19 protein-coding genes are annotated in these 24,722 nt (G+C 64.9%); 7 read left to right on the top strand and 12 right to left on the bottom strand.

The genetic code is table 11. The features are described from left to right. Positions 1 to 135: 135 nt before the first annotated feature. Positions 136 to 1,116: a hypothetical protein gene (locus tag RT131_RS04555; RefSeq protein WP_313170652.1), complete on the top strand. Its 981-nt coding sequence runs from the start codon at positions 136 to 138 to the stop codon at positions 1,114 to 1,116. A 55-nt stretch (positions 1,117 to 1,171) separates the two neighbouring features. Here RT131_RS04555 and RT131_RS04550 read toward each other — a convergent pair whose 3' ends face one another. Next, entirely contained in the window at positions 1,172 to 2,206 is a 1,035-nt protein-coding gene (locus RT131_RS04550) for an LD-carboxypeptidase (protein WP_313170650.1), read from the bottom strand. 176 nt (positions 2,207 to 2,382) lie between these two features. Then, complete coding sequence (locus RT131_RS04545; protein WP_313170649.1) at positions 2,383 to 5,946, bottom strand: methylmalonyl-CoA mutase family protein; 3,564 nt, start codon at positions 5,944 to 5,946, stop codon at positions 2,383 to 2,385. 304 nt (positions 5,947 to 6,250) lie between these two features. Between RT131_RS04545 and RT131_RS04540 the strand changes: the two genes are divergently transcribed. Next, the gene (locus RT131_RS04540; RefSeq protein WP_313170648.1) at positions 6,251 to 7,348 is read left to right on the top strand and encodes a Glu/Leu/Phe/Val dehydrogenase dimerization domain-containing protein; all 1,098 of its coding nucleotides are present in this window, start codon (positions 6,251 to 6,253) and stop codon (positions 7,346 to 7,348) included. Between the two features lie 79 nt (positions 7,349 to 7,427). On the opposite strand, the gene RT131_RS04535 is transcribed toward RT131_RS04540, so the two are convergent. Continuing rightward, a complete protein-coding gene (locus tag RT131_RS04535; protein WP_313170646.1) occupies positions 7,428 to 10,277 on the bottom strand; it encodes a S8 family serine peptidase in 2,850 nt (949 codons plus the stop codon). Between the two features lie 192 nt (positions 10,278 to 10,469). On the opposite strand from RT131_RS04535, the gene RT131_RS04530 reads away from it, so the two are divergent. The 4 genes from RT131_RS04530 to RT131_RS04515 all read left to right on the top strand — a co-directional run bounded on the left by RT131_RS04530 (position 10,470) and on the right by RT131_RS04515 (position 14,709). Further along, positions 10,470 to 11,645 carry an acetyl-CoA C-acyltransferase gene (locus RT131_RS04530; RefSeq protein WP_313170644.1) on the top strand — a complete coding sequence of 392 codons (1,176 nt, stop codon included), beginning with the start codon at positions 10,470 to 10,472 and terminating at the stop codon, positions 11,643 to 11,645. A 121-nt stretch (positions 11,646 to 11,766) separates the two neighbouring features. Further along, complete coding sequence (locus RT131_RS04525; RefSeq protein ID WP_057626557.1) at positions 11,767 to 12,108, top strand: hypothetical protein; 342 nt, start codon at positions 11,767 to 11,769, stop codon at positions 12,106 to 12,108. A gap of 347 nt (positions 12,109 to 12,455) precedes the next feature. Beyond that, positions 12,456 to 12,851 (top strand): hypothetical protein, encoded by a 396-nt coding sequence (locus RT131_RS04520; protein ID WP_313170642.1) that lies wholly within the window; start codon positions 12,456 to 12,458, stop codon positions 12,849 to 12,851. 160 nt (positions 12,852 to 13,011) lie between these two features. Further along, positions 13,012 to 14,709, top strand: a complete 1,698-nt coding sequence (locus RT131_RS04515; protein WP_313170640.1) for a diguanylate cyclase — start codon at positions 13,012 to 13,014, stop codon at positions 14,707 to 14,709. Positions 14,710 to 15,104: 395 nt separating this feature from the next. On the opposite strand, the gene RT131_RS04510 is transcribed toward RT131_RS04515, so the two are convergent. The 9 genes from RT131_RS04510 to rlmD all read right to left on the bottom strand — a co-directional run bounded on the left by RT131_RS04510 (position 15,105) and on the right by rlmD (position 23,728). Then, complete coding sequence (locus RT131_RS04510; RefSeq protein ID WP_313170639.1) at positions 15,105 to 16,763, bottom strand: acyl-CoA dehydrogenase family protein; 1,659 nt, start codon at positions 16,761 to 16,763, stop codon at positions 15,105 to 15,107. Between the two features lie 62 nt (positions 16,764 to 16,825). Further along, positions 16,826 to 18,064 carry an NAD(P)/FAD-dependent oxidoreductase gene (locus RT131_RS04505; protein WP_313170637.1) on the bottom strand — a complete coding sequence of 413 codons (1,239 nt, stop codon included), beginning with the start codon at positions 18,062 to 18,064 and terminating at the stop codon, positions 16,826 to 16,828. Between the two features lie 78 nt (positions 18,065 to 18,142). After that, the gene (locus RT131_RS04500; RefSeq protein WP_057506519.1) at positions 18,143 to 18,349 is read right to left on the bottom strand and encodes a cold-shock protein; all 207 of its coding nucleotides are present in this window, start codon (positions 18,347 to 18,349) and stop codon (positions 18,143 to 18,145) included. 90 nt (positions 18,350 to 18,439) lie between these two features. Beyond that, positions 18,440 to 19,192, bottom strand: coding sequence for an S-methyl-5'-thioinosine phosphorylase (locus tag RT131_RS04495; RefSeq protein WP_313170636.1), 753 nt, complete (start codon positions 19,190 to 19,192; stop codon positions 18,440 to 18,442). A 95-nt stretch (positions 19,193 to 19,287) separates the two neighbouring features. Then, positions 19,288 to 19,842 (bottom strand): hypoxanthine-guanine phosphoribosyltransferase, encoded by a 555-nt coding sequence (locus RT131_RS04490; protein WP_312368868.1) that lies wholly within the window; start codon positions 19,840 to 19,842, stop codon positions 19,288 to 19,290. Then, positions 19,842 to 20,849 (bottom strand): beta-N-acetylhexosaminidase, encoded by a 1,008-nt coding sequence (nagZ, locus tag RT131_RS04485; RefSeq protein WP_312913659.1) that lies wholly within the window; start codon positions 20,847 to 20,849, stop codon positions 19,842 to 19,844. The genes RT131_RS04490 and nagZ overlap by 1 nt, the downstream gene beginning before the upstream one ends. Positions 20,850 to 20,928: 79 nt before the next feature. Further along, positions 20,929 to 21,621, bottom strand: coding sequence for a DsbA family oxidoreductase (locus RT131_RS04480; RefSeq protein WP_313170634.1), 693 nt, complete (start codon positions 21,619 to 21,621; stop codon positions 20,929 to 20,931). A 277-nt stretch (positions 21,622 to 21,898) separates the two neighbouring features. Further along, on the bottom strand, positions 21,899 to 22,384 hold the full coding sequence (locus RT131_RS04475; protein WP_313170633.1) for a CYTH domain-containing protein: 486 nt from the start codon (positions 22,382 to 22,384) through the stop codon (positions 21,899 to 21,901). Between the two features lie 3 nt (positions 22,385 to 22,387). After that, positions 22,388 to 23,728: a 23S rRNA (uracil(1939)-C(5))-methyltransferase RlmD gene (gene rlmD, locus RT131_RS04470; protein ID WP_313170631.1), complete on the bottom strand. Its 1,341-nt coding sequence runs from the start codon at positions 23,726 to 23,728 to the stop codon at positions 22,388 to 22,390. 124 nt (positions 23,729 to 23,852) lie between these two features. Between rlmD and RT131_RS04465 the strand changes: the two genes are divergently transcribed. Beyond that, positions 23,853 to 24,566, top strand: a complete 714-nt coding sequence (locus tag RT131_RS04465; protein ID WP_313170629.1) for a response regulator — start codon at positions 23,853 to 23,855, stop codon at positions 24,564 to 24,566. Positions 24,567 to 24,722 lie beyond the last annotated feature (156 nt).

Raw genomic sequence — 24,722 nt, 5'->3', positions numbered from 1 at the left:
CATTGCGGACGATGCTGGCAATACCGCTGTTATCCGCATGTTAAAGGGCGCAACTGCCAGTCGCACCCCGTACCCCGCCTGCGCAGCATACGGTGCGCATGCGATCATCCTTTTCCCCCAACACTGCTGCCCGCAATGACTTCCGAACAGCCTGATCTCGAAAGCATCCACAACCGGGCCTACCTGGCCATCGACGATGGCGAGTTGTGCAGCGCCACCCAGGATTTCGACCTGCTGTTACAGCACCACCCGGAGAACCCGTTCTATCACTACATGCGCGGTCTGGCATTGAAGTACCAGATGGAATGGGCCGGATCACTGCGGGACAACCTGCGCGCCATCGAACTGGCCGAGGAGTTCAGCCAGGCCCAGCACTGGAACGCCGCCATTGCGGCGACCGGCCTGGGCCAATGGACGACAGTGCGCGAACTATGGGCCGCCTGCGATATCACCCTGCCCGAAGGCGAAGGCCCCATCGACGGCAACTTCGGTGTCGCGGTGGTGCGCCTGAATCCATGGAGTGCCGGGGAAACGGTGTTCATGCGCCGCATCGACCCGGTGCGCGCACGCATCCTCAACGTCCCGCTGCCGGAAAGCGGCCACCGCTTCGGCGACATCGTGCTGCACGACGGTGCCCCCACCGGCGCACGCTTCGATGGCGAGCGCGAGGTGCATGTGTTCAACGAACTGGAGCGGCTGGAGTCGTCCGAGTTCCAGACCTTCGTGGTGTTCGTGCGCGCGGACAGCGCCGAGGACATCAACGCGCTGCTACGTGCCAGCGCACCCGGCATCGGCTATGCCGAGGATTGGACCCGCAGCATCCGCCATTACTGCCTGCGTTGCAGTTACGGCGCGCCGCACAGCCATGCATCCAGGCCTGATGAAGACACGGCGTGGCAGCGTGAGCGCAACCTCGGCATTGCAGCGCAGAGCCACCTATCCGTCGAGAAGCTGTTGAAGGATTGGCTCGCCGGCGGTAGCGGCCGCCATCTGGACGCCATCGAGACCCGCGAGTGTCCGCAGCCGGCACGCGAGGACGGCCATGCCTGGTGGTTGTCGCCCGAGGATGAAGACGAGGACGAGGACGAGGACGCACAGGACGACGAGGAAGAGTAAGCCCCGTGCAATGACGACGTGAGCGCACCGCGCCACGTCGTCGCGCATATCACGCTCAGGCCAACGCCGGCGCCAGCAGGCGGAAGGTTCCGGCGTCGGCATCCATCTCCACCTTGCCGCCGACCGGCACGATGAACTGCTCCTTGATGTGGCCGATCATCGCGCCACGGTAGGCCGGAATCTTCAACGGCAGGATGTAGTCGTCGAAGATCTGGTCCAGGGTCAGCGAGCCATAGCCATCACCCGGCGCGCAATCGGTGCACTCACCGAAGATGAAGCCGGCGATCTTGTCCAGCGCACCCATCAGCTTCAAGGTGCTGAACATGCGGTCGATGCGATAGGGCGCCTCTGCGACGTCTTCCAGGAACAGGATCTTGCCGGTGAAATCCGGCAGATAGGGCGAACCGGCCAAGGCCGTGAGCACGGTCAGGTTGCCGCCGATCAACTCGCCTTGCGCCTTGCCACCACGGATGGTCAATGTGCGGTTGTCGCGCGGCACCAGCTCATCGTCGTTTTCGCTGCGGTTCTGGTAGTGCATCAATTCGCGCTTGAAGAACACGCGTTCGAACTGATCGACATTGAAACGGTTCCAACTGCCTGCGCCGATCTGCCCATGGAAAGTCACCAGGCCGGTTTTGGCATGGATGGCACAATGCAGCGCGGTGATGTCCGAGTAACCGAGCAACACCTTGGGATTGGCGCGGATGCGCTCGTAGTCGAGCAGCGGCAGCAGCCGTGCTGCACCGGAGCCGCCGCGCACACAGATGATGGCCTTGACCTGTTTGTCGCCGAACATGGCATTCAGATCGCCCGCGCGCTCGGCATCGGTGCCGGCCAGGTGGCCATGGCGCGAGGCGTAATGCGCCCCGGTCTTGACCACAAAGCCCAGCGCCTCCATCGCCTCGCGCGCCAACTGCAGGCTGAGCCGCTCGCTGCTGGCCGAGGACGGGCTGACCAGCCCGACCGTATCGCCCTTGTTGAGCCCGGCGGCCAGCAGCTGCCCGCGCGTAGCCGCCATTGCGCCCTGCATGCCGAGCAGCGGCAAGGCTGCCGCCAATGCCGTACCGCCAATGAAACGCCGTCTATCCATGTTGTTGCCTGTTACCGGGAGTCGACCCAAGAGTAGCAGCGCAAAGCTCCACCTGTAGTGCCGAGCCATGCTCGGCAGGGGCATTACTGGCAAAGCCTCTGCCGAGCATGGCTCGGCACTACATTAAGGCGATTGCCGAGCATGGCTCGGCACTACATTCGCCTTTGGCGGGGCGCTTACATATTGCGACGGTACTCGCCGCCTACGTCGTACAGGGCGTGGCTGATCTGGCCGAGGCTGTGAGTCTTGACGGCCTCGATGAGTGCTTCGAAGACATTGCGGCGATCGCGCGCGGTCTTCTGCAGGTAACCCAGTCCGTGACCGTCATGCACCGCGTCGTCAGAGGCCGCGCCTTCGATCTCGTGTGCATGCGAGGTCTCCCCCGCCGGTGCCAGCGCATTGCGGTTGCGCTGCCAGTTGTGCACGTTCTCGATCTGTTGGCCCTTCTCTTCCTCCGTCGAACGGATCAGTTCGATCTCGGTGGCCACTTCACCGGCATGCTCCTTGGGCAGGAACATGTTGACGCCGACCAGCGGCAGGCTGCCGTCGTGCTTCTTGTGCTCGTAGTACAGCGATTCTTCCTGGATCTTGCCGCGCTGGTACATGGTATCCATCGCGCCGAGCACGCCACCCCGCTCGCTGATCGCCTCGAACTCCTTGTAAACCGCCTCCTCGACGATATCGGTGAGCTTGTCGACGATGAAGCTGCCCTGCCACGGGTTCTCGCAGAAATTCAGCCCCAGCTCCTTGTTGATGATCATCTGGATCGCCACCGCGCGGCGCACGCTTTCCTCGGTCGGCGTGGTGATCGCCTCGTCGTAGGCATTGGTGTGCAGGCTGTTGCAGTTATCGAACAAGGCATACAGCGCCTGCAGCGTGGTGCGGATGTCGTTGAACTGGATCTCCTGCGCGTGCAGCGAACGACCCGAGGTCTGGATGTGGTACTTCATCATCTGCGAGCGTTCGTTGGCGCCGTAGCGCTCGCGCATCGCGCGCGCCCAGATGCGGCGAGCCACGCGGCCGATCACCGTGTACTCCGGGTCCATGCCGTTGGAGAAGAAGAACGACAGGTTGGGCGCGAAGTCGTCGATCTTCATCCCACGCGCCAGGTAGTACTCGACGATGGTGAAGCCATTGGACAGGGTGAAGGCCAGCTGGCTGATCGGGTTCGCGCCGGCCTCGGCGATGTGATAGCCGGAGATCGACACCGAGTAGAAATTGCGCACCTTGTGGTCGACGAAGTACTGCTGGATATCACCCATCATCCGCAGCGCGAACTCGGTGGAGAAAATGCAGGTGTTCTGCGCCTGGTCTTCCTTGAGGATGTCGGCCTGCACGGTGCCACGCACGGTGGACAGGGTTTCTGCCTTGATCCGCGCATAGGTATCGGCATCCACCATCTGATCGCCGGTGACACCCAGCAGGGCCAGGCCCAGGCCGTTGTTGGTCGGCGGCAACTCACCGTGGTACTGCGGACGTGAGCGGCCTTCGAAAAGCTTCGCGATCTTCTCTTCCGCCTCGGCCCAGCGCGCGGGATCTTCCTGCAGGTATTTCTCGATCTGCTGGTCGATGGCGGTGTTCATGAACATCGCCAGGATCATCGGTGCCGGGCCATTGATGGTCATCGACACCGAGGTGGTTGGCGCGCACAGGTCAAAGCCGGAGTACAGCTTTTTCATGTCGTCCAGCGTAGGAATATTGACGCCGGAGTTGCCGATCTTGCCGTAGATGTCCGGGCGCGGCGCCGGGTCCTCGCCGTACAGGGTGACGCTGTCGAAGGCCGTGGACAGGCGCGCGGCCGGCTGGCCCACGCTCAGGTAATGGAAGCGGCGGTTGGTGCGCTCCGGCGTACCCTCACCGGCAAACATGCGGATCGGATCTTCGCCGCTGCGGCGGTACGGGTAGACGCCGCCGGTATACGGATAGGAGCCGGGCAGGTTTTCCTTCTGCAGGAAGACCAGCAGCTCGCCCCAGCTGCGATAGGTGGGCGCGGCGATCTTGGGGATCTGCTGGTGGCTCAGCGACTCGCGGTAGTTCTCGACGCGGATGGTCTTGCCGCGCACCTGGTACTCGTTGACCGGCTCGGTGATCGACTTCAGCCGTGCCGGCCACTCACGCAGCAGGCGCAGTGCGTCCGAATCCAGCGATTGCACGGCATCGTTGTAGCGTTGGCGCAGAGTGCGGATGCTGTTGTCGACGCCTGCATCGGTCAGTGCATCACCTGCGTACAGGTCCAGGGCACCCGGCTGCGCTGCATCACCCAGCTCCTGCAGCGCCTGCCAAAGGCTCTGTGCACGCTCGGCCACTTCTGCCTGTGATTCAATGCGGGCGTTGATGCCACGGCCCTGCTCGGCGATCTCGGCCAGGTAACGCACGCGGCTGCCCGGTATCAGGACGGTTGCGCGCGGCTCTTTGAGGGTTGTGTCGATGTTGGGGGCGAGATCAAAACCGGGTTCAGAGTCCGATTTTGCCTGCAAAACCGGACTCTGACCCCGGTTTTGATCTCGCTTCTCACGCAACAAACGGCACAGGTTGGCGAACATCCAGCTGATGCCCGGATCATTGAACTGGCTGGCAATCGTCGGGTACACCGGCACGTCTTCGTCCTTCATGCTGAAGGCTGTGCGGTTGCGCTTCCATTGCTTGCGCACATCACGCAGGGCGTCCTCGGCGCCACGCTTGTCGAACTTGTTCAATACCACCAGTTCGGCGTAATCGAGCATGTCGATCTTTTCCAGCTGGCTGGGCGCGCCGAAATCGCTGGTCATCACATACATCGGGAAGTCGACCAGATCGACAATCTCCGAATCACTCTGGCCGATACCGGCGGTCTCGACGATCACCAGATCGAAGTGCAGCGACTTCAGGAAGCCAATGCAATCACGCAGCACCGTATTGATCGCCGCATGCTGCCGGCGGGTTGCCATCGAACGCATGTAGACGCGCTTGGAGCGCAGTGAGTTCATGCGGATGCGGTCGCCCAGCAGCGCACCACCGGTGCGGCGACGGGTCGGGTCGACCGAGATCACCGCAATGCGCATCTGCGGGAAGCTGGCCAGGAAGCGATTGAGCAGCTCATCGGTTACCGACGACTTGCCGGCACCACCGGTGCCGGTGATGCCGACCACCGGCGTATTGCCCGCCGCCAGCTGCCACTGCTTGCGCAGGTGCAGCAGCTCCGCCTCCGAATGATTGCCATCCTCCAGCGCCGACAGCACCCGGCCAATACCGATTTCATCCTCTATCACCGGGGCGTCCGCGCTGTCATCACGCGCGGCGGCCTCGCGGGCCTTGCCCGCGCGCGCCACCACGTCCTCGATCATCTCCACCAGCCCCATCTTCATGCCGTCGTTGGGGTGGTAGATGCGCTCCACGCCATAGGCCTGCAGCTCGCGGATTTCCTCCGGCGTGATGGTGCCGCCACCGCCGCCGAATACCTTGATATGGCCGGCGCCGCGTTCGCGCAGCATGTCGACCATGTACTTGAAGTACTCCACATGCCCGCCCTGGTAGGACGACAGTGCAATCGCGTCGGCATCTTCCTGCAGCGCCGCGCGCACCACGTCTTCCACGCTGCGGTTGTGGCCGAGGTGGATCACCTCCGCACCCTGCGCCTGGATCAGCCGGCGCATGATGTTGATCGCCGCGTCATGGCCATCGAACAGACTGGCGGCGGTGACAAAGCGCAGCGGGGTGGTCTCAGGCTGGGCCTGCGGGAGCTGGGAGGCGGGGGTACTCATGGGCCGTGCAACATCCGGTTTCTGTTGAAACCGATCATAGAACCGCCAGCCCTGCAGGTCAGGTTGCAGCGCAGCGTGACCTTTTGCCGGTTTGCGCTATCGATGGCTACAGCAGGCGCCGTTTCCGGCAAAGCGAGCTACCACCGCGGGTAGCCCCTGCCTGAACATTCCTTCGGCGGGAATGGATTAGAATGGCGCATCCGCGACCCGTCACCACCCCGACGAAGTCGCATTTTTTGTTTTCCGGCCAGCCATTTGGCCACACGATCACTGACGTTGTGGCAAACACGCCATCGGAGCCCGCATGTTGTTCGACACCCTCGAGACCTCCGGCCATGAGCAGGTCCTGTTCTGCCAGAACCGCGACGCCGGCCTGAAGGCCATCATTGCCATCCACAACACCACCCTCGGCCCGGCCCTGGGCGGCGTACGCATGCGTCCCTACGCCAACACCGATGACGCGCTGCGCGACGTGCTGCGCCTGAGCCGCACCATGACCTACAAGAACGCCCTGGCCGGGCTGAATGTGGGTGGCGGCAAGGCGGTGATCATCGGCGACCCCAAGACCGCCAAGAGCGAAGTCCTGTTCCGCGCCTTCGGCCGCCAGGTTGAAGCCCTCGCCGGCCGCTACATCACTGCAGAGGACGTGGGCACCGACGTCAACGACATGGAGAACATCTACCTGGAGACCGGTTATGTCACCGGCGTACACCAGGTCCATGGCGGCTCCGGCGACCCGGCCCCGTTTACCGCTTACGGTGCGCTGCAAGCGCTGATGGCCTCGGTCAAGCGCAAGTTCGGCCACGAGGAGATCGGCAAGCTCAGCATCGCCGTACAGGGCCTGGGCCATATCGGCATGGAGTTGGTAAAGCTGCTGCGCGAGCGCGGCGCCAAGCTCTACGTCACCGACCTGGACCCGGTGCTGGTACAGAAGGCCGTGTCTGAATACGGCTGCGAGGCGGTCAAGCCCGACGCCATCTATGACGTGGCCGCCGACGTGTTCGCGCCCTGCGCGATGGAAGGCGCCATCGACATGGCCACGCTTGAGCGGCTCAAGGCCAAGGTCATCTGCGGCACCGCCAACAACCAGTTGGCCAGCCATGCGGTCGGCGACGAGCTGTACAAGCGCGGCGTGCTGTGGGCGCCGGATTATGCGGTCAACGCCGGGGGCGTGATGAACGTGTCGCTGGAGATCGATGGCTACAACCGCGAGCGGGCGATGCGGCTGATCCGCAGCATCTACCACAACCTCGACAAGATCTTCGACCAGTCCGAGCGCGACGACGTCTCCCCGCAGCGCGCGGCAGATCGTATTGCCGAGGCCCGGCTGGAAGCGATCGGCAAGCTGAAGATGCCGATGGGCCGTTCGGTGCCGCGCATGAACCGCCTGCGCGGCGAGTAAGCAGCACAGTCAAAACACGGAAGGCGGGCGATCCTCTCGCCCGCCTTCTGCTTTTCAAACGGCCAGGACGGGCGCCGGATCAGAACGCCTGTTGCAGCCGCATTGAAACCTGCCGGTTGTCGCCGCGCGGGCCGAAGCGTTGGTCGTAGCCCAACGACAGCCGGGTATTGCGCGCCAGCCACGAGTCCACCGACAAGCCAAACAAGCCGCCCGAACGCGATGGCTGCAAGCCGGCGATCGGCGCCCAGGCATCCACACCCACGAAGCTGGCATCCAGGCTCAGGCCATTGCCCCCCATTGCCTGTTGCCATTCGGCATAGCCGTTGAACGCCACCCGCTTCCACAGGTACTGGCCCCGCAGGCCCGCCAAGGCCTGCACGCGGCTGCTGCTCCAATCATCGGCGCGCAGGCCGAAGCCGTAACCGCCCTGCTCGTTGAACGCGCCACCGTCGATGCGGATGTAATCCGCCCCCAGATACGGCGTCAGTTGCGCCGCACCGCGCCCCAGCCGATACCCGGCCTCGACGCTGCTGGAGAGGAAGTTGCCGTTGTAACGCGCATGCACGCCACTGCGCTCGGCGCCCAGCAACAGGCCTCGATCCAGTGCGCGCTGGTACTGGCCAAACCCGGCCTGACCCAGCACATAGGCATCACCGCGCTGCCAACCGGCATAGAGCTGGGACTGGGTCTGACGATCGCGGCTACGGTCCTGCGCCACACCACCGCTGGCATTGGCGCGGGTTTCGCCGAACGCGAAGCCCAGTACGGCGTTGCTGGACAGCGCGGTTTCGCCCCCCATCATCCAACCGCCGACGCTGTAGTCGCTGCCCAGATACCCGCCCTGCCCGCCACCGCCGAGGCTGCGCATCCAGACGCCATTGGCTGCCGCCCCTGTGGCGCCCTCGGCAAACTGGCTGGACAACGCGCGCCGGTTCATGTCGATGCTGTCAAAGGTCATTGCCGTGGCGGTGGCGTGAGCCTGCCCCGAGAGACTTTCCAGGCTCTTGGCCAAACCGGCAACGCCGCCGCCAACACCTTGCACCGCTGCCGCCGCCGTACCGAATGCCGTGGTCTGCAGGCCGGAATCCGCATCCAGCACTTCAAACGCCTGCTCCACCCGCTGTGCCGCCGACATCGCGCGCAGGCCCACGCTGGCCGTGCTTGCCATCGCGGTGACACTTACACGGTCCAGCTGCAACCAGGCATTGTTGGCGTCATAGCCATACTGTGTCTGCAGCAAGGTAACGCCGGTGCTGCCGGTAGCCGGGGTCGCAAACTGGCCGCTGATACCTCCACCTGCATGCAGGAGGTCCTGGCGGCGACCATCCTGCGGCACATAGCCAGTGACCGCTCCATTGACATTAACTCCGCCATCCAGGGTGGCGGTTCCCGTCACCTGCAAGGCGTTGGAACCCAGCGCCACCATCAGCTGCGCGCCCGGGCGCTGCACGTAATTGCCTTCGATCGTTGCCGAGCCTTGATTGCTGAGCACGATGACACTGGCGCCGTTGTCCACATTGCCCACCACACGCGTGGTGCCCCCCATGAACTGAAGCGCGGCAAGACTGGGTTTGGTCTGGGCATCGATGCTGACGTTGGAACGGATTGAGCCACCGTCCTGCAGCGCAAGCGTGCCCTGCTGGATGCGGGTAGCACCGGCATAGGTATTGGCCGCGGCCAAGCCCAGCGAGCCACTGCCGGATTTCACCAGGCCGCCGGCGCCGCTGATCGGATTGCTCCATACCGAATTGAGCCCGAGCTGATTCACATCGACCTTGATATCTCCCCAGTCGGCCTTGCCGGGCCCCTTCACCGCCTTGCCCACGTTGAGCAGGCCATAACCGAACACGGCATCCGGTCCGGCCGCGCCCAGGTCGGTCGCAGTACCCAGCAGGGTCTGACGGACCAGGTCGTTGTTGAAGTAGGGGAATGCCTGCCACACCAGCGCCGCCGCACCGGATACCAGCGGTGCCGCGTACGAGGTGCCGCTGCCATAGTAATAGGTCAGGTTGCTGGCGGTGCTGTTATGGCCGATGAATGCCGATGTGCCCGGTGCCACCAGGCAATAATTTTTGGCCACGCCGCAGGCGTTGGAGTAGGTCGCCAGGGCCGTCGGGTTGGCCGTGTCCAGGGCGGCCACCGCCAGCCAACCCCGTTCCAGGTCAGCTGCCGGATAGGTGTTGTTGGCGCCTGCCTTGCTCGGCAACGCCGCCATGTCCGAAGGGTTGGATTTGGATTCGTTGCCGGTGGCGAACACCACCAGCCCGTCATTGTTGCTGATGAAAGGACGGTATTCGTTGGCGATATCCGCCGTTACATTCGGGCGGGTCCAGTACAGGCCACCCCAGGAATTGTTCATGATGCGCATGCCATCGCGGATCAGGTCCGCATGGATCGCAGCCATGCCCAGCGCGCCGGTCACCTCGTTGCCTTTGCCGGAGCCGTCATCGGTTGGCGACTTGTCGGCAATGATGCGCGCCGACAGGATCTGCGCGCCCGGCGCGACACCACCCGGCCACTGCCCGGTCGGCGCACCCGCAGCCAGTTGTGCCACCGTGGTGCCGTGACCCACCACGTCATCCACCAACAGGTTGTTCTGGGTCGAACTGATGTAATTGCGGTTGACCAGTACCCGCCCGGCCAGTGCCGGGTGGTTGCGCATCACTCCGGAGTCGATCACGCCGATGCGGTAGCCCGCACCGGTCAGGCCCATCGCGTGCGCGGCCGCGGTATTGGTCAGCGCCAGGTGCGCGTCAAAGGCCGGCTGGGGAGTTGTCGGCGGCGTCACCGGCGGGGTGGTGGGTGGCGGGGTTACCGGCGGGGTCACCGGCGGCGGATCGGACTTGGGACCACTGCCACTGCCGCAAGCGGCCAACGCCAATGCCAACGAACTGGCCAGCGCACTGCGCACCACACTACTACTCACCATTGCACTCCTCATTGCCTTTCTCTCCGTCCTGTGGATGATCCGCCAATTCAGGTACTACCTGTTCCCGGCGTTGCTGCGGCGACCTTCTATACTGCAACGACAATCCATTGTCCGTGGGGATGTGCCGTTGGTCCAATGTGCCCGGCCCCGCAGACGTTCGATAATTGCCGCAAGGTATAACCGAGATTGCTCATGTCTGACATCGTCATCGCCGCCGCCAAGCGTACCGCCATTGGCTCCTTCCTTGGCCAGTTCAACGGCGTTCCCACCCCGACCCTCGGTGCAGCCGCGATCAGCGCGGCCATGCAGCAGTCCGGCATTGCTGCCAGCGACGTATCCGAAGTCATCATGGGCTGCGTGCTGCCCGCCAACCTGGGCCAGGCACCGGCCCGCCAGGCCGCGCTCGCCGCCGGCCTGCCGACCAGCGCCGGCGCCACCACCCTCAACAAGGTCTGCGGTTCCGGCATGAAGGCCATCATGCTTGGCCACGACCTGATCAAGGCCGGTTCGGCCAGCATCGTCGTTGCCGGCGGCATGGAGTCCATGTCCAACGCCCCGCACATGCTCCCCAACTCGCGCACCGGCAATCGCTATGGCAACTTCCAGGCGGTCGACCACATGGCATGGGACGGCCTGACCAATCCCTACGATGGCCAGGCCATGGGCGTGTTTGCCGAGGCCACCGTGGCCAAGTTCGGCTTCACCCGCGAGGAGCAGGACGCTTACGCCATCGAGTCGGTGACCCGTGCCCAGGCCGCGCAGGCCAATGGCGCGTTCGCTGACGAAATCGTCGCGGTCAAGGTTGCCACCCGCAAGGGCGAGGTGGAGTTCAACCAGGACGAGCAGCCGGGCAAGTCGGACATCAGCAAGATCCCTACCCTGCGTCCGGCCTTCAAGAAAGACGGCAGCGTCACCGCCGCCAGCTCCTCCAGCATTTCCGACGGTGCCGCCGCTGTGGTGCTGCTGTCGGCCGACGATGCCGCCAGCCGCGGCGTGCAGCCGCTGGCCCGCATTGCTGCCCATGCCACCTTCTCTCAGGAACCGGAATGGTTCACCACCGCTCCGATCGGTGCGATCAGCAAGGTGCTGGAAAAGGCAGGCTGGAGCGTCGCCGACGTCGATCTGTTCGAGATCAATGAAGCGTTCGCCGTGGTCGCGATGGCCCCCATCCGCGAGCTCGGTATTCCGCATGCCAAGATCAACGTCAATGGCGGTGCCTGTGCATTGGGTCATCCCATCGGTGCCTCGGGTGCCCGCTTGGTGGTTACGCTGGTAAATGCATTGCGCACGCGCGGCCTCAAGCGTGGCGTTGCATCCCTTTGCATCGGCGGCGGCGAAGCAACCGCCATCGCCATTGAATTGATTTAATTGAGAAATCTCAGATTTTTTCAAACCTGAATGCGGGACCGCTTGACAGCCGAAATGGGCTTGTCATCATGTTCCCGGCGCGCAATGGCGCGTTGCCTAATTTCACGACGAGGATTCACAAATGAGCATCAACAAGCTGCTGATCGCAATGACCCTGGGTCTGGCCCTGACCGCCTGCTCGAAGCAGGAGCAGGCTGCTGACGCCGCCGCTGACGCCAACCAGGCTGCTTCGGAAGCACAGGTCGCTGCTGACCAGGCTGCTACCGCCGGCGCTGCTACCGCCGACGCTGCCCAGGCTGCTGCTGACACCGCCGCTACCGCTGCTGACGCCGCTGGCGAAGCTGCTGGCGCCGCTGCTGCTGCCACCACCGACGCTGCTGCTGGCGCCGCTGCTGACGCTGCCAAGGCTGCTGAAGACGTGGCCGGCCAGGCCAAGGACGCTGCTGAAGAAGCCAAGAAGTAATAACTTCTGCTTCCAAGTGAGTCTGGAAAAGCCGCTGGTTCGCCAGCGGCTTTTTCTTTGCCTGCGAATCCTGCACGACAACGCGCCCGAACGCGTCGCCAGCCTGCACCTGCCTTCGCCTGCTGCAATCCCGCCCCGCTACCGCGCGGCAAACTTCCCCCGCACGCCGCATCGGTCACCGTCAGTCGATGGCAGATGCTTGCGGCCACGTCTGCGCAAGGCCAACGTTCCGCCGGCGCGCCTGCAACCTGCCCGGTTGCCCCGGGCTTGGACCGGTGGCGTCTTGACGTGATCTGAATACGTCAGCCCATACGCTGTTTGCATTGGTCCCCTCACAGGAGAATGCAATGAAGCCAATTATCCCCATGCTGGCCGCAGGCCTGGTCCTGGCACTGGCAGGCTGCAACGACCGCAATGCCGAGCAGGCCAAGCAGGACGCCGCCGCCGCGGCAGAACACGCAGGTGATGCCGCCAGGAACGCGGCAGAGTCAGCCGCCGATGCTACCCGCGATGCTGCCGACTCGGCTGCTGCCGCTACCCGCACCGCCGCCGCCGAATCGCAGCAGGCGCTGGACAAGGCTGCCGACGCCACCAGCAAGGCCGCCGAAGACGCATCCGTGGCAGCCAAGGATGCCGCTGCCGATGCCAGTGCGGCTACCGCCAACGCTGCACAGAAAGTGGCCGATGAAGCCCATGACGCCGCCAAACAGGCACGCGAAAAAGCGAACGAAGCCAAGCATTGATAGACTCCGCCACGCAGCCGTCCGTGCACGGACGACTGCGTGGCAATCGCGCGGGAAGCGTGGTGCCAGCGGGGGCCGGATGCAAACCATCCAGGCAGGCGGGTGATCAGCGCGACAGGCAGTATGCGCGCCTCACCTTGATCAGGCGGTCAGGGTCGCGATGCAGAAACGCACAAGCAGTAAACTCGCGCTGATTTTTTCCGCGCTGGTATTCGTCGCAATTGGCGTAGGCGTTTTCATCGGCGCACGTCGCTTCATCGCCGATGCTCAACTGGTCGCCCACACCCATGAAGTCATCAGCAGCATCGACGAAATCCAGTCGATGGTGCTTGACGCCGAATCTGCCGAGCGCGGCTACCTGTTGACCGGTAGCCAGGCCTACCTGCTCGACTACGAGGTGAGCGTGGAGCGTCTGCCGCTGCTGTTGAGCAGCCTGTCCAAGGCGGTCCCCGACAACCCCGACCAGGTGCGCAACGCGCGCAAGCTCAATGAGCTGGTCAACCAACGGCTGCAGCAGATCCAGCACGTGGTCGACATCTACGACAGCAACGGCCTGGAGGCAGCGCGGGCAGCCATCAACCAGACCGCCTTCCGCACCACCAGCGCCATCCGCGAACAGGTGCGGACCATGGTCGAGGAGGAACACCAGCGTCTGGTCGAACGCGCCGCCAGTTCCCGCCGCAGCGCCGACCTGCTGCTGGGGCTGGCCTTTGCCGGCATACCGTTCGGCCTGGCCGTGGTCGCCTCGGTCTACGGCATTCTGCTTTCCGAGTTGCGCCGCCGTACCCGCGCGGAAAAACGCGCGGCCCATGCCAGCCAGCAGCTGGCGGACAACCTGCAACAGATCGAGCGTTCCAGTGCCGACCTGCAGACCCTGGGCCGTTACACAGGCCTGTTGCAGAGTTGCGCCAACCCCGAGGAAGCACTGGATATCAGCGCCCGCACGCTGCAGGCATTGATGCCGAACGTCGCCGGCTCGGTCTATCTGCTGCGCGCCTCCAATGACCGCGTCGAGAACATTGTCAGTTGGGGCAGCCCCTTGGTGGAAACCGCCGCATTCCTGTCACCCAGCGACTGTTGGGCGCTGCGACGTGGACAGCCGCACGTGATCGATGACCTGCTGCGCGACGCCGGCTGCCCACATATCAGCCGACCGGAACCGGGTCACTGCGTGGCCAGCGCCTGCATCCCGATGTCGGCACAAGGCGTGCAGATCGGTTTCCTGTTTCTGTCCGGCCCAGGTCCCGGGCCACTGCCGCGCCTGAACATCGCCGAATCCGCGGTTGAGCAGCTGTCACTGGCGCTGAGCAACCTGCGCCTGCGCGAATCCCTGCGCCTGCAATCCATCCGTGACCCGCTCACCGGGCTGTATAACCGCCGCTACCTGGAAGAATCGCTGACCCGCGAAATCGCCCGCTGCGGTCGCCGCGACTTTCCGTTGTCGGTGATCATGCTGGACGTGGATCACTTCAAGCAGTTCAACGACACCCACGGCCATGGCGGCGGTGATGCCTTGCTGGCTGCCATCGGCCAACTGCTGGGCTCACGCCTGCGCGGCGAAGACATCGCCTGCCGCTATGGCGGCGAGGAATTCACCGTGATCCTGCCCGAGTCGGACAGCAGCAATGCGCTGCGCCAGGCCGAGGAACTGCGCCTGGCACTGTCGCAGATGAGCGTCCCGTTCTCCGGCAAGACACTGCCAGCGATCACCATCTCGCTGGGCGTGGCGACTTACCCCGTCGATGGCGTGGCCGGTCTTACCTTGCTGCGCAAGGCCGATGCCGCGCTGTACCGGGCCAAGCGCAGCGGCCGCAACCAGGTACTGCGCTTCGACCCGGCACTGGATGGCGCCGGCTGACCAGGGCTGCGGCAAGCCGCCCTGAAGGATGCACGCAAACGGTGGCGGTGGATCGCACCGGCCATGTCACCGGAACTGTAGCCCGGGCAAGCGCAGCGCACCCGGGGAACGGTCCATGGATCTTCCAGGCTGTCCGCCAACAGCCCCGGGTGCGCTGCGCTTACCCGGGCTACCGCAACTGACCAGGGCTGCGGCGGCGCGCGTTGCAGGAAAGCCGTGAGCGGCGTAGATGGCTGCCGTACGCGGCGGCCTTGATTCTGCGTTTGCGGGCTTGCTCGCGGCTTCAATTGCTGTCGGCTTCGCGGCTCACGCCGCTCCCACAAGGCGACGTCTGCAAGCCGGCATTCTGCAGTTGCCAGCTGAGTAGCGGCTGCAATGGCTACTGGCTTCGCGGCTTACGCCGCTCCTGCAGCCGCTGCCATCGGCAAGGCGCGGGCCAATATGTCCGCGAACGGTGTATCCGCCTGCAGCTGCCCATACACCGCCTGTGACCGGCGCAGCCGCGAACACACGAAGGCCTGCGCCAAGGGGCTGCCCGCACGCAGCAACATCGCCGCCTGCAACAACACCGCGATATCCACCACCAGCGTGCGCGCATCGGCCTGTAGCAACTCAGCCCCTTGCAGCCGTCCCAACAGCGCCTGCAGCGACTGATCGTAGACGTCACTGCGACCGGCAACCTGCTGCAACTCGGCCTGCATGGCCACGCGGGTTTCCGGCTCACGCTGCAGCGCGCGCAGCACGTCCAGGCATTGCACGTTGCCGCTGCCTTCCCAGATCGAGTTCAGTGGCGCCTGCCGATATAGCCGCGGCAGCATCGATTCTTCCACATAGCCGGCACCGCCCAGGCACTCCTGCGCTTCATTGACGAAGCCCGGTGCGCGCTTGCATATCCAGAACTTGCCGATGGCCGTGGCAATGCGTGCGAACGCTGCCTCATGTGCATCCTGCGGCGCGCGATCCACGGCATGCGCCACCCGCATCGCCAGGGTGGTCGCCGCTTCCGACTCGATTGCCAGGTCACTCAGTACGTTGGCCATCAACGGATGCTCGACCAGGCGCTTCCCGAAGCTGTACCGGTGCCGTGCATGATGCAGCGCCTGCGCCAAGGCCATGCGCATCTGAGCGGCCGAGCCGAGCATGCAATCCAGGCGGGTCAGCATCACCATCTCGATGATGGTGGCCACGCCACGTCCCTCCTCGCCGACGCGACGTGCCCAGGCACCGCAGAACTCCACCTCGCTGGAGGCATTGGCCCAGTCGCCGAGCTTGTCCTTCAGGCGCATCAGATGGAAGTTGTTGCGACGCCCGCAGGCCAGCCGACGCGGCATCAGGAAGCAGCTCAAGCCACCCGGTGCCTGCGCCAGCACCAGCCAGCCATCGGACATCGGCGCGGAGAAGAACCACTTGTGCCCGACCAGGCTGTATTCGCCCTCGCCCGCCAGCGGCGTTGCCAGCGTGCTGTTGCTGCGCACATCGGAGCCGCCCTGCTTCTCGGTCATGCCCATGCCGACGGTGATGCCCGGCTTGTCACCAATGGGCAGGTCCCGCGCGTCATAGAATGGGGCCGCCGCCTTGTCAGCCCATTCCGCCAACGCTGGTTCCTGCCGCAGCACCGGCACCGCCGCGTGGGTCATGGTCAGCGGACAACTGGTCCCCGCTTCGGCCTGGCTGTGCAGATAGCTCAAGGCCGCACGTGCCACATGCGCGCCGGGCTGGGGCGAGCGCCAGGACAGGCCGGCCACGCCACGGGTCTTCGCCGAGGCCATCAGGCGGTGGTAGGCCGGATGGAAATCGACGGTATCGATCCGGTTGCCCTGCGCATCGTGGGTGCGCAACAACGGCCGCTGCCGATTGGCATCGAAGCCGATCCGGTACAGCTCGCCACCGGCCAGCACGCCGTAATGCTGCAATGCCGCGGCAAAGGCGTCCGCGCCTTCGCGTTGCACGCACTGCTGCAGGGCCAGGTCGTCCTGCCACAGATCGCGCTCGGCGAACGGTGGCGGCTGATTGTCGACCACGTGGGTTTCAAACGGTGGCGGCTGCGGCAGCATGGCGGCGACTCGTATGGGACCACCCTTGATTCTGCCGCAAGCACCCACCGCCCGCGCGTTGTTCAGTGCTTTTCTGCGACTTCGGCCATTGCCGCGATGAACTCGTCCTGCAGCGCCAGTTTGCCGAACAGCCCGTGCTGGGTGCCGCTCAGCACCCGCAGCATGTGGCCACGGCCGCCGGGCATGCGCCCCATCGGCTTGAACAGCAGGTCGCGACCCGTGGCGATCCAATCGTGGTCGGATTGGAAGATCGGGGTCAGCCAGCGGCTCCAGAACTGGTACAGCCAGACATGCGCCTTGCGTGCATGCTGGTAACGCGCCAACGCCGCCTCGATATCCTGCTCCGCGCGCAGCGCATCGCGCAGCGCCATGGCATCCATCAGCGCCATGTTGACGCCCTGCCCCAGCTGCGGGCTCATCGAATGCGCGGCATCCCCGGCCAATACCAGGCGTCCGCGGTACCAGCGGTCCATCACCGCATCGCGGTAGCTCGCGCGCGCCAGCTGTGCCTGCACACTGACCCCGGCCAGACGCGCGCGCGCTTCCGGCCATAACGTGGCGATCTCATCCAGCCACGGCTCCAGCCCATCGCGTTCCCAGGCCTGGAAACCATCGCGCGGCAGACTCCAGAAGAAACTCAGCCGTTGTTCGCTGTCACCGGGGCGGGTGCCCACCGGCAGCAGGCCTATCATCTTGCGCGCCGCCACATAGCGCTGGCGCAGCTCATCGCCGTGCTGCCAGTCGCCGCGCGGCAGCAGGCACCATAGCGCGCCCCACGGGTATATCCGGTCGAGCCTGGTGCCCTGCACCTGCGCGCGCAGCCCGGAGCCCGAGCCATCGGTGGCGATCACCAGGTCGAACGGGCCGTGCCAACGCCCATGCTGGTCCTGCACGCGCTGCAGGGATTCATCGATGGCGCTGATACGGCTGTCCACGTGCAGTGCGGGGCCCGCATCCCAGGCCGCATCCAGCAACGAGAACAGCGCCCCGCGCTGCATCCCAACGCCACACAGACGCGCGTCCAGACCGGCATAGGTCATGTCCATCACCGCCCGGCCACACGGGGTTTCACCGTACAGGCGGCGGACCACCGCGCCATGTTCCAGCACCTGCGGCATCAACTGCATCTGCCACAGCGCCTGCAGGCCGCTGGGTTGCAGCAGGAAGCCGGCGCCTACCGGTCCCGGTGTCGCCGCCTGCTCGAACACCTGCACCCGGTGCCCATCGCGCGACAACAGTACGGCCAGGGCCTGGCCGGCCGTGCCATAGCCGACAATGGCGATATCCAGTGTCCTGTTCATTGCAGTCCCTCCCTGGGTGGCTGCCTTTGCTAAAAAAAAACCCCGCCGAAGCGGGGTTTTTCCGCACAGCCGGGTGGATCACTCAGCCGGCGTAATGTTCGAAGCCTGGGCACCCTTCGGGCCCTGGGTCACGTCATAGCTGACGCGCTGGCCTTCCTGCAGGCTGCGGAAGCCCTTGGAATTGATCGCAGAGAAGTGCGCGAAGACATCGGCGCTGCCGTCCTCCGGTGAGATGAAGCCAAATCCCTTGGCGTCGTTGAACCACTTGACGGTACCGTTCGGCATGGTGATGCGAGACCTTGTTCGATGAATGGATTGATGCACGCTGAATGAAGCGCACTGGCGGAGTATGCAAAGCTTAAGCCGGGATGACAATCACCCCCGGGCCAATTCACCCACCAAAGTCGGCAAACCAGACGAAGCTGCGTCCACATTGGCCAGCACTTCGGCCATGGTGATCTCCCCCGCATCGCCACAGCCGGCGGCCCAATTGGCGACGATGGCCAGGCAGGCGTAGTCCAGCCCCAACTCGCGCGCCAGCCCAGCCTCCGGCATGCCGGTCATGCCGACCAGATCGCAGCCATCACGGCGCATCCGGGCAATTTCAGCATTGGTTTCCAGGCGAGGCCCCTGGGTCGCGCCATAGCAGCCACCGTCCTTGATGGTCACGCCCTTGGCCGCGGCCGCCGCCAATACCTGGGCACGGAACGCCGGGGTGTAGGGATGGCCAAAATCGACATGCAGCACCTCGCTGCCTTCCTCCTCGCTGAGCGTGGAAATCCGACCCCAGGTGTAGTCGATCAACTGGTCCGGGCAGGCCAGCACGCGCGGACCGAACTCGTCACCGATACCGCCGACCGTGTTCAGCGCCAGCACTCGACTGGCCCCCAACTGCTTGAGGGCAGCCAGATTGGCGCGATAGTTGATCTTGTGCGGGGGGATCGAATGGCCTTCGCCATGCCGGGCCAGAAATGCCACGCGCTGGCCGTTCAGCAGGCCAACCCGGACCGGGCCCGAGGGAGAGCCGTAGACGGTTTCCACTTCATGGGTCTGGACGTCGTCCAGCGCGGCCAGCTTGTACACGCCGGTACCGCCAATAACGGCCAGGGCGATAGGTTCCATGCTCATTCCTGATGTTCTCGTTGGGCACGCGCGGGCCACGCCCTTGGCGTGGCCCAGCCGCGATCAGCGCGAAAGCCGATGACAAGCATCGGCCACCGCTATTACTGCTTCATTGCGTAGATGGCCGGCAGCGAGCGCAGCGATTCGCTGACGTCCATGCCGAAGCCGAACACGAAACGATCCGGCAGCTCGATGCCGGAATAGTCGGCCTTGACGCCCGGCAGGCAGCGGTCGTGCTTCTTCACCGTCAGCACGGCGATGCGCACATCGGTCGCGCCCTGCTCCAGGCACCATTCGCGCACGCCCTGCAGGGTGAAGCCCTCGTCGAGGATGTCGTCGACCAGGATCACCCGGCGGCCGAACAGCGCCGACACCGGGCGGTGCTTCCACACCAGCTCGCCGCCGCTCTCACCGTGGTAGCGCGAAGCCTGCATGTAGTCGAACTGCGCGTCCTGGCCGCGCGCGCCCAGTTCCAGCGCCAGCTGGCCGGCGAACGGCAGCGCACCGTTCATGATCGAAATGAACACCGGCACTTCGCCCTTGTAGTCGCGCGCGATGGCGTCGGCGATGCCGGCGATGGCGGTGTCGATGGTGGGGCGGTCGACCAGCAGGTCGGCCTGGGCCACGGCTTGTTCAAGAGTGAGTTTGCTGGACATCAGGCGGTTCTTCCAAGGTTTTCAAACAGATGATTACAGGTATCAGTGTGGCGGGCATCGGCCAGCAGGCCGCCCCAGCCCATCGCCCCGCGCCCGATCAGGCTCAGCACGGCGGCGGTGTTCAGGCGGCGGCTGGCCACCGCCTGCAGGGATTCCTCGACCAGCTCCGGGTGGCAGACCAGCACCACGTCGCAGCCGGCATCCAGGTGCGCATCGACGCGGCCCTTGACCCCACCGGCGGCGAACGAGGCCGCCATGCCGATATCGTCGGAGAACACCACGCCACGGAAGCCCATCTGCTCGCGCAGGATCTGGTTGATCCAGCGCGGCGAATAGCCGGCCGGTTCCGGTGCCACCTGCGGGTAGATGACGTGCGCCATCATCACCGCATCGGCGCCGGCGGCAATGCCGGCCTGGAACGGTATCAGGTCATGGGCCTGGATTTCCGCCAGCGGGCGCGGGTCCACGGCGGTATCGACGTGGGTATCCTCGCGCACCGTGCCATGGCCGGGGAAATGCTTGAGGGTGGCAGCCATGCCCACCGAATGCATGCCGCGCACATAGGCAGCGGTCAGCGCCGCCACTACCTGCGGGTCTTCGCCAAAGGCGCGGTTGCCGATGGCCAGGTTGCCGTGGCCCACATCCACCACCGGCGCGAAGCTCAGGTCCAGGCCGCTGGCGCGGATCTCGCTGGCCATCAGCCAGGCGTGCTGCTCGGCCAGCGCCAACGCGCCCTCGGGGTCGGTCGCATAACGCTTGCCCAGGCCATCGAGCGGCGGCAGTTCGGCATAGCCCTCGCGGAAGCGCTGCACGCGGCCGCCTTCCTGGTCCACCGCCAGCAACAGCGGGCGGGCGGTAGCGGCACGGATGGCCGCGCTCAGCTCCACCACCTGCGCGCGCGAGGCGAAGTTGCGCTTGAACAGCACCACCCCGGCCACGGCGTCGTTCTGCAGCCAGTCGCGCTCCTGGGCGGTCAATTCAGTGCCGGCAACGCCGATCAAAAGCATGCAAGGACTCCAATCCGCCGCAGGCTGCGGCGTAGCTGCGCATTGTCGCAGATGGCGCCGGTCGCGTCAGAGCCTGCGTTCAGATGCTGCAGCCGTCCGGGCCGCAGGCCTGTTCATCGCCGCTGGCGACGGCCGGCGCCTGCTCGGCGGCGATCTTGCGCAGCACCTGGGCAAACACTTCCGGGGGTTGGCCGCCCTGCACGGCGTATTTGCCGTTGATCACGAAGGTCGGCACCGACTGGATGCCCAGCGCCTGCGCCTGGCCGAGCCCGGCCTGGACCTGGGCCAGGCCCTCGTCGGAGGCCAGCATGGCCTGCACCCGCTCGGCGGGAATGCCACCGACGGCGGCCGCGGCCACCAATACCTGCGGATCGGCCAGGTTGCGGCCTTCGGCGAAGTGCGCGCGGAACAGTGCCTCACCGACCTGTTCCTGCACCCCGCTCTGCCCGGCCAGCCACAGCAGCCGATGCGCCGGCAGCGTGCTGACCTTGACTTGGCCCTTGTCGAAATCCATCGGCAGACCTTCGGCCTGGGCGGCGCCCTGGGTCTGCGCCAGCATCTGGTTGGTGCGCTCGATGCCACCAAACTTGGCCGCATAGGCCTCGCGCAGCGGCACCGGGGTGGTATCGGCGGTGGGATCGAGCAGGAACGGGTGCCAATGCACGTCGACCTCCGGTGCGTCCTCACCCAGCAGTTCCAGTCCACGCTGGAAGCGATGCTTGCCGATCCAGCACCAGGGGCAGACCACGTCGGACCAGATATCGATGCGCATGAGGGTTCCTAGATTCGAATGTAGTGCCGAGCCATGCTCGGCAGTGGCCTTACCAATAATGCCAACTGTAGTGCCGAGCCATGCTCGGCAAGGGCTTTACCAATAATCCCAACTGTAGTGCCGAGCCATGCTCGGCTGAAGCCTTGCCGGTAATGCCTCTGCCGAGCATGGCTCGGCACTACAGGGTTTGCTTGTTAAGCCTCTGCCGAGCATGGCTCGGCACTACAGGGTTTGCTTGTTAAGCCCCTGCCGAGCATGGCTCGGCACTACGGGCACTTCACCACTGGTTGTACGGCTTCGATGCCAAGGCCAGGTTGTAATACCGCAGCTCGTCGGTGACTTCGGCGCCCGCCCAGTCCGGCATGTCGAACACCTGGTCGGCGCTCGCCAGTTCCACTTCGGCCACCACCAGCCCGGCGTTGTCACCGAGGAACTCATCCACTTCCCACAGCAGGCCGCCGTGCTGCACCAGGTGGCGGCGCTTGTCGATCAGGCCACCGACGCACAACGCCAGCAGCTCGCGCGCCTCGTTCACCGGCACCGGGTACTCAAACTCCTGGCGGGTGTGGCCCAGCTCGCGCGACTTGATGTTCAGGTAGGCCGCCTCGCCCTGGATGCGCACCCGCACCGAGGCCTTCTGCGCGCCGCTGTCCATCGCCGCGATGTCATTGATGTAGCCCTGCGCCATCGGGACGACGGCGTGCGCAGCCGCACGCCAGCCATCGCCGGTCACCAGGAACTTGCGTTCGATCTCGATGCCCATCGCTTACTTCTTCTCGAAGACGGCAATGCTTTCCACGTGCGCGGTATGCGGGAACATATCCATCGCACCGGCCGACACCAGGGTGAAGCCCTGCTCGTTGACCAGGTAGCCGGCATCGCGGGCCAGCGAGCCCGGGTGGCAGCTGACATAGACGATGCGCTTGAACTGTTTCAGCGGCAACTGCTTCAGCACATCGATCGCGCCCGAACGCGGCGGGTCTAGCAGCAGCTTGTCAAAGCCCTGCTTCATCCACGGCGCATTGCTCTGGTCCTGGGTCAGGTCGGCGGCATGGAACTCGGCGTTGGCCAGCCCGTTGCGCTGCGCGTTCTCACGGGCGCGCGCGACCAGGCCGTCATCGCCTTCCACGCCCACCACTTCGCGCACGGTACGCGCCAGCGGCAAGGTGAAGTTGCCCAGCCCGCAGAACAGGTCGAGCACGCGCTCGTCGGCCTGGCCGTCCAGCAGGGTCAGCGCATGCGCGATCATCTTCTCGTTGAGCTTGGCATTGACCTGGATGAAATCCAGCGGACGGAACGCCAGCTCCACATCCCACTGCGGCAAGGCGAACGACAAAGCCACGCCTTCGGCCGGCCACAGCGGCGCCACCGTGTGCAGGCCACCGGACTGCAGGTAGATCGCAAAGCCATGCTCCTGGCCGAATGCGATCCAGGCCTGCTTGTCGGCATCGCTCAGCGGCTGCAGGTGGCGCACGGTCAGGGCGATGGCGGCATCACCGGCGATGAACTCGATCTGCGGGATATCACGCTTGCCGTCCAGGGTTTCGATGAACGCGGACAGCGCGCCGACCTTGCTGCCGATCTCCGGGATCACCGTAAAACACTGCGACAGGTCGGCGACGAAGCGCGGATCCAATTCGCGGAAACCCACCAGCGTCTTGTCCTTCTTCTCGACGCGACGCACCGAGAAGCGGCCCTTGCGGCGATAGCCCCAGCTGTCACCCACCAGCGCCGGCAACACCGTGCCCGGGCTGACATGGCCGATGCGGGTCAGGTTGTCGGTCAGCACCTGCTGCTTGGCCACGATCTGCTGCGACTCTTCCAGATGCTGCAGCACGCAGCCGGCGCAGACGCCGAAATGCGGGCAACGCGGCTGCACGCGATCCGGCGAGGCCTTCAGTACTTCTACCGTCTTGGCTTCGTCGAAATGCCGGCTTTTGGCGGTCTGTTCAGCCATCACCGTTTCACCCGGCAAGGCACCGCTGATGAAGGTGACCTTGCCACCCTCGCCTTCCCGGCGGGCAACGCCACGGCCATCGTGGCTGAGGTCGAGGATGTCGGTCTGGAACGGGGTTTTGTCTATGCGGGGGGATCTGGATCGGGCCACGTGGCAACAGGCTGCGGGCAAAAGGGCGGCCATTGTCGCAGATGCGCCACTGGAACACCCCGATGGCTTGCAGATCGCCACGCCCCCGCTAATATGCGGGTGACAGCTGACATGGAGGCAGCAGATGAATACGCATCACCAAGGAAACCCGCCGCGCCTGTTGCTGGTCGAGGATGACATGACCAGCCAAGGCTTCTTCCAGTTCGTGCTGGAATCGCTACCGGCCAAGGTTGATATCGCAGAATCCTGCGCCAGCGCGCTGCGCCTTGCACAGAACGGAAACTACGATCTGTGGCTGATCGACGTGAACCTGCCCGACGGCAACGGCGCCAGCCTGTTGCGCAGCCTGCATGAGCAGCACCCGCGCACCGTGGCACTGGCACACACCGCCGACACCAGCCTGGAGTTGCAGCACACATTGCAGCAGGCCGGATTCCAGGAGACCCTGGTCAAGCCCATCAGTCGCGATGCGCTGCTCAAATGCGTGCGCCGTGCGCTGGCCAAGGCACCTGCAAAAGCCGACGGGGTCATTGCCGATGCCGCACCGGACTGGGACGAATCGGCCGCGATGAGCGCATTGAACGGGCAACAGGCGCACGTGCGTGCATTGCGCGAGCTGTTCCTCTCCGAGCTGCCGGGCACGCGTGATGCGGTCAGTCATGCACTGGAAGAACACGACGATAAAACCCTGCACGCACAGCTGCACAAGCTGCAGGCCAGTTGCGGTTTTGTGGGAGCGTCGCGGCTGGCGTACGCGGTGCGCCAGCTGAATCACGATCCCGCATCCATGCAGGCACGACAGCAGTTCGGCAGCGCCGTCAGCGCTTTGCTGCGCTGATTGGATGTAGTGCCGAGCCATGCTCGGCAGGGTTGCTAGCGGGGAAGCCTCTTGCCGAGCATGGCTCGGCACTACAGGGGTTGGGTTTTGTGTAAAGCCCCTGCCGAGCATGGCTCGGCACTACAGGGGTTGGGTTTTGTGTAAAGCCCCTGCCGA

The sequence above is a fragment of the Stenotrophomonas sp. genome (assembly GCF_032066555.1).
In the GTDB taxonomy this organism is placed as follows: Bacteria; Pseudomonadota; Gammaproteobacteria; order Xanthomonadales; family Xanthomonadaceae; genus Stenotrophomonas.
The sequence above is the reverse complement of the archived record's forward strand: the minus strand, read 5'-3'. Positions and strand labels throughout refer to the sequence as shown.